The 10612-nt window shown below is 70.3% G+C and carries 10 protein-coding genes and 1 pseudogene; 5 read left to right on the top strand and 6 right to left on the bottom strand.

The genetic code is table 11. The annotated features are described in order from the left end of the window. Positions 1 to 336 (bottom strand): annotated as a pseudogene (locus ACI3KY_RS15880) (hypothetical protein); the annotation flags it as partial. After that, positions 333 to 965 carry an SAF domain-containing protein gene (locus tag ACI3KY_RS15875; RefSeq protein ID WP_404931115.1) on the bottom strand — a complete coding sequence of 211 codons (633 nt, stop codon included), beginning with the start codon at positions 963 to 965 and terminating at the stop codon, positions 333 to 335. The gene ACI3KY_RS15875 and the pseudogene ACI3KY_RS15880, both read right to left, overlap by 4 nt. A gap of 98 nt (positions 966 to 1063) precedes the next feature. Here ACI3KY_RS15875 and ACI3KY_RS15870 point away from each other — a divergent pair, with 98 nt between their 5' ends. Then, positions 1064 to 1345 (top strand): helix-turn-helix domain-containing protein, encoded by a 282-nt coding sequence (locus tag ACI3KY_RS15870; RefSeq protein WP_404931114.1) that lies wholly within the window; start codon positions 1064 to 1066, stop codon positions 1343 to 1345. Positions 1346 to 1448: 103 nt separating this feature from the next. On the opposite strand, the gene ACI3KY_RS15865 is transcribed toward ACI3KY_RS15870, so the two are convergent. Further along, positions 1449 to 2057 (bottom strand): hypothetical protein, encoded by a 609-nt coding sequence (locus tag ACI3KY_RS15865; protein ID WP_404931113.1) that lies wholly within the window; start codon positions 2055 to 2057, stop codon positions 1449 to 1451. A gap of 128 nt (positions 2058 to 2185) precedes the next feature. On the opposite strand from ACI3KY_RS15865, the gene ACI3KY_RS15860 reads away from it, so the two are divergent. Further along, a complete protein-coding gene (locus tag ACI3KY_RS15860) occupies positions 2186 to 2623 on the top strand; it encodes an Rv3235 family protein (protein WP_404931112.1) in 438 nt (145 codons plus the stop codon). 93 nt (positions 2624 to 2716) lie between these two features. On the opposite strand, the gene ACI3KY_RS15855 is transcribed toward ACI3KY_RS15860, so the two are convergent. The 3 genes from ACI3KY_RS15855 to secA form a co-directional block, all read right to left on the bottom strand. After that, positions 2717 to 3073 (bottom strand): hypothetical protein, encoded by a 357-nt coding sequence (locus ACI3KY_RS15855; RefSeq protein WP_404931111.1) that lies wholly within the window; start codon positions 3071 to 3073, stop codon positions 2717 to 2719. A gap of 91 nt (positions 3074 to 3164) precedes the next feature. Then, a complete protein-coding gene (locus ACI3KY_RS15850; protein WP_404931110.1) occupies positions 3165 to 4391 on the bottom strand; it encodes a pyridoxal phosphate-dependent aminotransferase in 1227 nt (408 codons plus the stop codon). A gap of 197 nt (positions 4392 to 4588) precedes the next feature. Next, positions 4589 to 7426: a preprotein translocase subunit SecA gene (gene secA, locus ACI3KY_RS15845; RefSeq protein ID WP_404931109.1), complete on the bottom strand. Its 2838-nt coding sequence runs from the start codon at positions 7424 to 7426 to the stop codon at positions 4589 to 4591. Positions 7427 to 7661: 235 nt separating this feature from the next. Between secA and ACI3KY_RS15840 the strand changes: the two genes are divergently transcribed. From ACI3KY_RS15840 to ACI3KY_RS15830, 3 genes are read left to right on the top strand one after another with little or no spacing between them, the layout of a single operon-like run. Continuing rightward, positions 7662 to 8591 carry an efflux RND transporter periplasmic adaptor subunit gene (locus ACI3KY_RS15840; RefSeq protein WP_404931108.1) on the top strand — a complete coding sequence of 310 codons (930 nt, stop codon included), beginning with the start codon at positions 7662 to 7664 and terminating at the stop codon, positions 8589 to 8591. After that, positions 8579 to 9385 carry an ABC transporter ATP-binding protein gene (locus ACI3KY_RS15835; RefSeq protein WP_404931107.1) on the top strand — a complete coding sequence of 269 codons (807 nt, stop codon included), beginning with the start codon at positions 8579 to 8581 and terminating at the stop codon, positions 9383 to 9385. The genes ACI3KY_RS15840 and ACI3KY_RS15835 overlap by 13 nt, the downstream gene beginning before the upstream one ends. After that, positions 9382 to 10590 (top strand): ABC transporter permease, encoded by a 1209-nt coding sequence (locus ACI3KY_RS15830; RefSeq protein ID WP_404931106.1) that lies wholly within the window; start codon positions 9382 to 9384, stop codon positions 10588 to 10590. The genes ACI3KY_RS15835 and ACI3KY_RS15830 overlap by 4 nt, the downstream gene beginning before the upstream one ends. Positions 10591 to 10612: the final 22 nt, after the last annotated feature.

Genomic DNA, 10612 nt, shown 5'->3' with positions numbered 1-10612 from the left:
CCATGGCTCGGCGTGACGGCTCAGCGGCGCCTCCAGCCCGCAGGCCGCCGCCACGCGCTCCCCCGCCGCGTCCTCGACGAGCGGCACGACGCGCGTCCCCGCGCGATCGCACACCGCGACGACGGTGGGCGACATCGTCGCCCGCGACACCGTGACGATCAGGGCGTCGGCATCGGCGAGCGCCCGCAGCAGCGTCTCGGCGTCGGCGCCCAGCATCCCGTCGGTCGCCGCAAGAGCCGGCGCCGCGGCGCCGACCTCCGCGATGACGTCGATGCCCTCGCGGCGCAGCCCGTCGACGAGGAGAGCCGCCCCGTCGACGGCGACGACGACCTTCACGACCCGGCGCCCGTCGTCGGCACGATCGACAGCGCCGATTCGTCCGCCATCGCGGCGAGGGTCGCCGGCACATCGGCCCGCGGAATGACGAGCTCGAGGGCGGCCGCACCGCCGCCCATCATGGAGTCGTCGCGGGTCACCGAGACCACCGTGGCGTCGGCGACGAGGATCCGGGGCTCGTCGTATGCGCCCTGCTCGAGGAGTGGCGCCGACCACAGTTCGACCACGGTGCCCGCCTCGACGGACGCCGGCACGTCGACGGCGCTGCGCACGACGACGCTCGTGGTGCGGGCGGCGGACGGATCGCCGACGGATGCCGCGGGCACGAGTTCGCCCGCCTCGATCGTGCGCGTCGCGACCTGCGCCTCGGGGAGGTCATCGGCTGTGAGGTAGGTACCCGCGAGCGGTCCGAGTGCGACGTCGACCACCTTGAGATCACCGGCGCCGATCGCCTCGCCGGGCACGATGGTGTGTGCCGCCGCATACACCGGCACCGTCTGCCGCGCAGCCGAGACCACCAGCCACACACCGACGACGGATGCCGCCACCAGCAGCACGCCGAGGAAGAACCGCGCGTCGCCCCAGAAGGCGCGTCGCGGCGTGCGGACAGGGTCGCTGTGGGCCGTCATGGGTCCATCGTCGCCGACTCCGCGAGACGGCGTCGCGCGTTATCCACAGGGCGCACCGGGCCCGGCCCGTACCCCGGAGGCGGGTCCATAATGGGGGCATGTCCGATGACCCGACGTCGAACGTGCGTCTGCTCGCCCCCGCCCAGGTGGGCGAGGTGCTCGGCGTCTCCGTCGACGAGGTCATGGAACTGGTGCTCGAGGGTCGCCTGCGTGGGTTGCGCGTCGGTGCGCCGGCGCGCTGGCGCGTGGAGGCCGCGAGCGTGGACGAATACCTCGACGAGCAGGCGGAGGAGGCGCGGCGGATGGCCCTGTGGCGCCAGTCGCAGACCGCGAGCTTCCCCGAGCTCTGGGGCGGCGGCTTCGTCCGCAAGACCGACTGAGCCGGGCCGCGGGCGATGATCCGGCGCGACGGGTGCCGAGCCCCGGCCCCCGTCGGCGCGGACCGGCGCCGAAGCAGCCAGGTGAGGGCAGCGCCGACGGCCGTCAGGGCAGTGCGGGAGCCTCGTCCGCGCGGATCCAGGCGACGGCGCTGAACGGCACCAGACGGTAGCCCGCGACCGCGTCGGTGCGCCGCGGCGCACCCGGCTCATGCAGGGCGATGTCGAGGTGGTCTGCGCCGGCGCGGTCGATCGTGCCGGTGAGCACGCGCCCCGCGACGAGATGCACCGCGACGCCGGCGCGGCGCCGGACGAGATCCCGCAGCACGAAGCCGAAGGTGAGCCGATCGGCGAGGGGCGACCTCGGCGGCGCCGGCCGAGCGGTGCGCAGCAGGTCGGCGTGCGGCATCCCGATCGCCGAGATCGCCGCGAAGGGCACCACGACCGCCCCGCCGGGGCCTTCGGCGAGCGCGAGGGCGACCCAGTCGGCTCCCACTCCCGTCACGGACGCCCGCAGGGTCGCGCCGTCGGCGAGGTCGAAGGACGCCACGGCGGGTGCCGCCGCATCCCGTGCGCTCAGGAGGCTCAGCCGCTCCGAGAGCTGGACCCGCGAGAGCCGCAGACGCTCGGCCTCGGTGTCGAGCGCGGCCCGTTCGGCCTCCCACTCGGACGCGAGCTGATCCTCGAGGTCGTCGAAGAACCGGTCCCAGCGCACTCAGTGAGAGTAGGGCACTGGCGCGGATCGGCCTCCGAGTTATCCACAGGTTCGTGCCGGCGATTTTCCTGTGAGTTCGCCGTGTGTTCTACTGTCCGGAAGACATCCCCCTGTCGAGATAGGCACCCATGGCAACGAAGCCCGCGGCCACAGCCCGCGCACCCCAGGCGTTCCGAAGCACGCAGCTCGCAGAGTTCTTCGCGCCGCAGCGGACACCCTCCACCGCGCTCCCCGCACCCGATCCGTTCCTCCGCAACCTCACCGTCGGCGTTCTCGAAGTCTTCGCCGGCGTGCGCGAGGTCGACCAGCTGGGGCGCTGGCTCACCGAAGACGCCTACCGCAAGCTCCTCGCACGGGCCAATCTGGCGACGCGCGCGCGCAGCGCCCGAGGCGTGGCAGCGAAGCGACCCGTGCACGCGATCCTGTCGGTGCATCAGTCCTCGCCCGCCGACGGCATCATCGAAGCGGTCGTCGTGGTCCGCGGTCCCGCGCGCACGCGGGCGCTCGCCGTGCGCATCGAGGGCATGGACGGGCGCTGGCGCGCCACCTCGCTCGCGCTGCTCTGACACCGGTACGCCTCGCCGCGGAAGACGCGGCACACCGACCCGGCGGCGGAGCCGGCCCCGACGATGTGGCCGGCCCCGTCGTCAGCCCCGGCGTCAGTCCCGCTCGTCCTTGTCGATGAGCTCGAGGAGGGCTCGCAGCGCGTCGCGGATCTCGTCGTGGTCGTACTGGCCGGCGCGGCTCTCGGCCGAGATGACGCCCGACCGGTGCACGCGCGTGAAGTCCCCGATCGGGAACGAGTACGCCTGCTTCGTCTCCGCGTTCTCGCGACGGTCGACCCCGAGGTGCCAGTGGGAGTACTCGGTCCACCCTTCTCGCTCGATGAACGAGTTCTCCTCGTCGGCAGTGGGGGCCGCTTCCGACCAATCGTCGCGTTCGTCGCGCACGACCTTGCCGTCCCGGATGAGCGCTCGCGCATGGCGCAGCGCCGGCTGGTTCAGTTCGATGGACATGCCGCGACGCTATGTCGCGCTTCGGCCTCCGGCGAGGGTCTTGACGGATGCCGCGGCCCGCGGCACCCTACGCCTCACTGCGCGCCGGCACTCACTGCTTGTACGACGACAGGAAGTTGCCGAGACGCTCGATCGCCTCCGACAGCACGCGGGCCTCCGGCAGCGTGACGATGCGCAGATGGTCGGGAGTGGGCCAGTTGAAGCCCGTCCCCTGGACCAGCAGCACATGCTCGGCGACGAGGAAGTCGTAGACGAGCTTCGCGTCGTCCCGGATCTCGTACACGTTCGGGTCGAGCCGCGGGAACGCGTAGAGCGCGCCCCTCGGCTTGGAGCACGTCACACCGGGGATGCGCTCGAGGCCTTCCCACGCGGCATCCCGCTGTTCGTGCAGGCGACCGTCGGGGGCGATGAGAGCGTCGATGGACTGCACTCCTGACAGCGCCGCCTGCACCGCGTGCTGCGCGGGGACATTGGGGCACAGACGTGTCGAAGCGAGCAGCTGGATCCCCTCGAGGAAGCCCGCCGCGTGCTTCTTGGGACCGGTGATGACGAGCCAGCCGGAGCGGTAGCCCGCCACCCGGTAGGTCTTCGAGAGGCCGTTGAACGTGAGACACAGCAGATCGGGAGCCAGCGTCGCGAGCGGGATGTGCTCGGCGTCGTCGAAGAGGATGCGGTCGTAGATCTCATCCGACAGGAGCAGCAGCGAGTTCTCGCGGGCGATCTCGACGAGACCCTGGAGCACCTCACGGCTGTACACAGCACCCGTGGGGTTGTTCGGGTTGATCACTACGATGGCCTTGGTGCGCGGTGTCACCTTCGCGCGGATGTCTTCGAGATCCGGCTGCCAGTCGTCGTCGGGGTCGCAGCGGTAGTGCACCGGGGTTCCCCCGGCGAGGCTCGTCATCGCGGTCCACAGCGGATAGTCGGGCGCCGGGATGAGGACTTCGTCGCCCTCGTCGAGCAGCGCCTGCATCGTCATCGTGATGAGCTCCGAGACGCCGTTGCCGAGGTAGACGTCGTCGGGATCGAACTGCGGGAAGCCGGGCACCTGCTCGTACCGCGACACCACGGCGCGCCGGGCCGACATGATTCCCTTGCTGTCGCTGTAGCCGTGCGCGTGCGGCACGGCCTCGATCATGTCGCGCACGATCTGGAACGGCGCCTCGAAGCCGAACACCGCCGGGTTGCCGGTGTTGAGCTTGAGGATCGAGTAGCCCTCGTCCTCCAGCCGGTCGGCCTCGGCCAGTGCCTGCCCACGGATCTCGTAGAGAACGTTCTGGAGCTTGCTCGACTGGTCGAGGGTGCGGAGGGGACTCATCGCTTCAGGATATCCGCGGCCGGCAGGGGCCAATGGCCGCCACGTGGCCCGGCCGGCGCGGCCTCACACCGGCTGCCGAGAACCGGCCCTCCGGCGCGCATCGACAGAACCGCGTGAGTCGGTGCGGCAGGAGCCGGAGGCGCGGTCGCACCGAGCGGATGCCGCGACCCGGCGTCGGACGCCGGGTCGCGCGCCCGTTACTTCTTGCGCTGCTCGGCGGCGCGACGCTGGGCCCGGTTCAGCGGTGCCTGCTGTGCGGCAGGTGCCTCGGCATCCGTCCGCTGGCCGAAGGCACCGCGCTGCGGCTCGGCCGCCGGCGCCTGCTGCGGCTGTGCCGGGGTGGCCGCCGCGGCTGCGGCGGCCTGACGCAGCCGCGTCGCCGCCTGCTCCACCTGGCCGCGGTCGTTGCGCACCTCGACCTCGCCGGCGTCGTTCGCCGCCGTGTACTGGAGGCGCTGCGCCTCGACGGGCTGCGCACCGAGGCCCTTGGCCTCCACCTGGGTGACCTGCTCGGCGCCGGCTTCGCCCTGACGGCGCACCTCGACCTCGAGGTTGTAGAGGTAGCCGACCGACTCCTCCTTGATCTGCCCCATCATCGCCTGGAACATCTGGTAGCCCTCGCGCTGGTACTCGATCAGCGGGTCGCGCTGGGCCATGGCGCGCAGGCCGATGCCGTCCTTGAGGTAGTCCATCTCGTACAGGTGGTCGCGCCAGCGGCGGTCCAGCACCTGCAGCACCACGCGACGCTCGAGCTCGCGCGTCGCCGCCTCGCCGAGCGTGGTCTCGCGCTTCTCGTACGCGATGCGCGCGTCGGAGAGGATCTCGCGCTTGAGGCCGTCGGCGGTGATGCCGCCCTTGCGTCCCGCCGCCTCGGCCACGACCTCGTCGATCGTGACACCGACCGGGTAGAGCGTCTTCAGCTCGGTCCACAGCGCGTCGAAGTCCCAGTTCTCGCTGTGTCCCGACCCGGTGTGGTCGTCGATGACGGTGTTGATGGCGTCTTCGATGAAGTGCTGCACGCGGTCGGCGATGTCATCGCCCTGCAGGATATGGCGCCGGTCGGAGTAGATCGCCTCGCGCTGCCGGTTGAGCACGTCGTCGTACTTGAGGACGTTCTTGCGGATCTCGGCGTTGCGCGCCTCGACCTGGCTCTGCGCCGACTTGATCGCACGCGTGACCATGCCCGACTCGATCGCGACGTCGTCGGGGAAGTTCGTGCGGGCGATGATCGCCTCGGCGGCGCCGGACTGGAACAGGCGCATGAGGTCGTCGGTCAGCGACAGGTAGAACCGGCTCTCGCCGGGGTCGCCCTGACGGCCGGAGCGGCCTCGCAGCTGGTTGTCGATGCGGCGCGATTCGTGGCGCTCGGTGCCGAGGACGTACAGGCCGCCGGCTTCGACGACCTTGGTGGCCTCCGACGCGACGCGGTCGCGGGTCTCCTCGTAGACCGAGGTCCAGGCGGCCTCGTACTCCTCCGGCGTCTCTTCCGGGTCGAGGCCCTGAGCCTTGAGCTCCTGAACCGCGAGGAACTCGGCGTTGCCGCCGAGCATGATGTCGGTGCCGCGGCCGGCCATGTTGGTGGCGACGGTCACGGCGCCGAGCCGCCCTGCGCGGGCGACGATCTCGGCCTCCCGCGCGTGGTTCTTGGCGTTCAGGACCTCGTGCTTGATGCCCTTCTTCGCGAGCAGGCGCGACAGGTACTCGCTCTTCTCGACGCTGACGGTGCCGACCAGCACCGGCTGGCCGGTCTCGTGCCGTCGAGCGATGTCTTCTACGACCTGCGCGAACTTCGCCGTCTCGTTCTTGTAGACGAGATCCGACTGGTCCTTGCGGATCATCGGCTTGTTGGTCGGGATCGGCACGACGCCGAGCTGGTACGTCGACATGAACTCTGCCGCCTCGGTCTCGGCGGTACCGGTCATGCCGGCGAGCTTGTCGTACAGGCGGAAGTAGTTCTGCAGGGTGACCGTCGCGAGGGTCTGGTTCTCGGCCTTGACCGGAACGGCCTCCTTGGCCTCGATCGCCTGGTGGATGCCCTCGTTGTAGCGACGGCCCACGAGGATGCGGCCGGTGTGCTCGTCGACGATCATGACCTCGTCGTTCATCACGACGTAGTCGGTGTCGCGCTTGAAGAGGGCGAGCGCCTTGATCGAGTTGTTCAGGAACGAGATGAGCGGGGTGTTCGCCGACTCGTACAGGTTGTCGATGCCGAGGTAGTCCTCGACCTTCTCGATGCCGGGCTCGAGCACGCCGATGGTGCGCTTCTTCTCGTCGACCTCGTAGTCGGCACCGGGCTCGAGCGTCTTGGCGATCTTCGCGAACTCGACGAACCAGCGGTTCGCCTCGCCCGACGACGGCCCCGAGATGATGAGCGGGGTGCGGGCTTCGTCGATGAGGATCGAGTCGACCTCGTCGACGATCGCGTAGAAGTGCCCGCGCTGCACGAGGTCTTCCTTGCGCCACGCCATGTTGTCGCGCAGGTAGTCGAAGCCGAACTCGTTGTTGGTGCCGTACGTGATGTCGGCGTTGTACTGCTCGCGGCGCACTTCGGGCGTCTGTCCGGCGACGATCGTGCCGGTGGTCATGCCCAGAGCGCGGTAGATGCGGCCCATCAGCTCGGACTGATACGACGCGAGGTAGTCGTTGACGGTGACGACGTGGACGCCCTCGCCGGCGATCGCGTTCAGGTACACGGGGAACGCACCGGTGAGCGTCTTGCCCTCACCGGTCTTCATCTCGGCGATGTTGCCGAGGTGAAGGGCCGCGCCGCCCATGATCTGCACGTCGTAGGCGCGCTGGCCGAGCGTGCGCTTGGCGGCCTCCCGGACGGCGGCGAACGCCTCGGGCATCAGCTGGTCGAGGGTCTCGCCCGCCTGGTAGCGCGCCCGCAGCTCCGCGGTCTCGCCTCGGAGCTCTTCGTCGGTGAGGTGCTCGTAGTCCTCTTCCAAGGCGCCGACGGCCTTCACGACCTGCTGGAGCCGCCGGAGGATGCGACCCTCACCGGCGCGAAGCAGTTTCTCGAGGGGGTTGGCCACGGAGTGTCTCCATCTTCAGGCTTTCGGGTGCGGCTGCGACGCCGCCGATGCTGCCCGGGCGCATGGCCCCAGGCATACCTGCCTATGTTATCCACCCGTGACCTTGGTGTGCGCTGGGTGTGGATGCGCCCGGTCGAACCCGGCGCGCCGGGCCGCGGCATCCGGTGCATGCATTCCGAGTATGCATATACTCGGTGACTACATACTCGGTATGCCCCCTACGGAGAGGTACGACATGGTTGTCTGGCGGCGATGGATCTTCCCGATCCTGATGGTGGTCATCCTCGGTGCGGCAGCAGTCGCACTCGTGAAGATCGCGTTCTTCCCGGATCAGGCGCCCGCCGCCGCTGTGGAGCCCAGCGCGCAGATCTCCGACCCCGTGGTGGTCGTCGACAAGGGCGAGGTCGCCAACGCGCTGAGCCTCCCGGGGACGATCGCGAGGGATGCCGCGTACCCCGTCCGATCCGAGATCGACGGGACCGTCACCGCCGTACACGTCTCGGAGGGCCAGGCGGTGGCGGCAGGGCAGAAGCTCTTCACCATCAAGCAGGCGGACCCGGTGAAGAACGTCGACGTCGTCGCGGCCGAGGCCGGCGACATCACCGAGCTCGCTGTCGTCAAGGGTCAGCCCGCGTCCATCGGTGGCGAGCTGGCGAAGCTCACGCCGGCCCGGTATCACGTACAGGCCACTGTCGAGCCGGTGCAGCTCTACCGCCTGCAGGGAGCACCCGCCGAAGGGGCGGTGACGATCCAGGGCGGTCCGGCGCCCTTCACGTGCACCGGCCTGAAGGTCGAGGTCGCCGAGGACGGCACCACGACAGTGACGTGCGCGGTGCCCTCGGACCAGACGGTGTTCGCGGGCCTGCAGGCGCAGCTGGACATCGACCTCGGCACCGTATCGGACGTGCTGGTCGTGCCGACCACCGCGGTCAAGGGCGGGGACGGCACCGGCGTGGTGTGGGTCGATTCCGGCCAGGGCGAACTGGAGGAGCGGGATGTCGCGCTCGGCGTGAACGACGGCACCATCGTCGAGGTCACGAGCGGCCTGGAAGCGGGCGAGCAGGTGCGCCAGTACGTTCCCGGAAGCGCCGCCGAGGACGAGCCGGTCTGCTACGACGACGGCATGGGCGGCGAGTACTGCGAGCCGCAGGGATGGAACTGGTGAGCCTCGTCCGCCTCGACGGGGTCGCCAAGCACGTGATCCTGCCCGATGACACGCGCCTCGACATCCTCCGCGGCATCGACCTCGAGATCGCCGCGGGAGACCACGTCGCCATCGTCGGGCGCAGCGGCTCGGGCAAATCCACGCTTCTCAACCTCATGGGCATGCTCGACGCGCCCTCTGAGGGCAGCGTCGCGTTCCGCGGCGAGCCGGTGCGCCGCATGCGCAAGGCCCGGCTCGACCGGCTGCGCGGACGCAACGTCGGATTCGTCTTCCAGCAGTTCAACCTGCTCGCCGGGCGCACCGCGCTCGAGAACGTGATGATGCCGCTCGGGTACGCCCGCGGGCGCGACTTCTGGACACGCCGCACGGCGGCGACCCGCATGCTGGAGCGGGTCGGACTCGGTCACCGCATCGAGTCCACCCCGGAGCAGCTCTCCGGCGGCGAGCAGCAGCGCGTCGCGATCGCCCGGGCCCTGGTGCGCCGGCCGGCGCTCATCCTGGCGGACGAGCCCACGGGCGCGCTCGACGTCGAGACCGGGGCATCCGTGATGTCCCTGCTCGACGAGATCGCCTCCGAGGCCGACGCGGCGCTGGTCACGATCACCCACGACCTCAACGTCGCGGCCCGGGCCCGCCGCCATTACCGGCTGGATGCCGGCGTGCTCACCGCCTTCGCCCTCGACGTGCCCGCCAACGCGGCAGCAGCGGACGCGTCGGGGCTGGCAGCGAGCGTCGACGACGGGAGCGAAGCCGAGCCCGCGGCAGAAGCCGACTCGCTCGAGGTGGCCTCGTGAGCGGCCTGGTCGGTGCGCTGGGTGAGGCGTGGTCCGAGATCCGCCATCACAAGCTGCGCGTGCTGCTGAGCCTCATCGGCATCGCGGTGTCGGTCGGAGCGATCACCGCGGTCGTCGCGCTGAGCGAGTATCAGCAGCAGCAGATGACCGAGCAGTCCGATCGTTTCGGCGGTCGCCCGGCGACGATCCAGTTCATGGCGAACAGCACCGACGGGGCGCCGATGGACTGGGAGGAGTTCGGGGCGCACGTCGATCGCGTGGCCGAGCGGTACGAGTTCTCGCATTTCACCCGGATCGTCGACCCCGTCATGCTGCCGCTGCAGACGCCCGAGCAGGTGCGACAGGTGTCGACGCGCCTCGTCGACCCGGCCTATCCGGTGATCCACCGCACACCGCTCCTCGAGGGTCGCTGGTTCACCGATGACGACGCCGAGCTCGCCTCTCCCCCGGTCGTCATCACCGAGGCGCTGTGGGAGGTGTACGGCAGTCCCGCGCTCGCGACCGGCTTCGCACTGCAGCTCCAGGGGGACGTCGGCGGGTCGTACACCGTGGTCGGCGTGACGCCGCGGGAGTACGCCGGCGACCAGGACAAGCACATGACGATGCTCTACGCCGACTACACCGCGCGCCGCGGCATCCTTCCCGCCGATACGACGGTCATGTGGGAGGCGTGGGTGCCCGAAGAGATGGCAGCGGACATCGGCCCGGCGCTCGCCGCCGACCTCCGCGCGGGTCTCGACGGCGTGGACGTCACGGTGAGCCGCACCGACTGGGCGTCCCGACCGGATCAGGCGCAATACGCCCAGACGTTCGAGCTGGTCACCGGCGGGATCGCGGGGCTCGTGCTGCTGCTCGGCGGTCTGGGACTGGTCAACATCCAGCTCGTCGCCATGCGCCAGCGCATCCGCGAGATCGGCGTCCGCCGCAGCTTCGGAGCGACCGGAAGCCGCATCTTCTCGTCGGTGATGCTCGAGTCCGTCGTGGCGACGGCTGTCGCCGGCGTCGTCGGCATCGCGATCGCCGTCGCGATCCTCAAGGCCCCGTTCGTGCTCGACATGTTCCAGGGCATGCAGGACGTTCCCCCGTTCCCGATGCGCGCGGCCGTCACCGGGCTCGTCGCCGCCGTCGTCATCGGTGCCCTGGCCGGCTTCATCCCGGCTCTGGTCGCCGTCCGCTCGAACGTGATCGACGCGCTGCGCTTCTAGCCTGCCGCCGACGCTCCGCCCC

Origin of the sequence: Microbacterium sp. ZW T2_14, from assembly GCF_044987405.1 — a bacterium.
Classification (GTDB): domain Bacteria; phylum Actinomycetota; class Actinomycetes; order Actinomycetales; family Microbacteriaceae; genus Microbacterium.
This window is presented reverse-complemented; position numbering and strand designations above follow the sequence as displayed.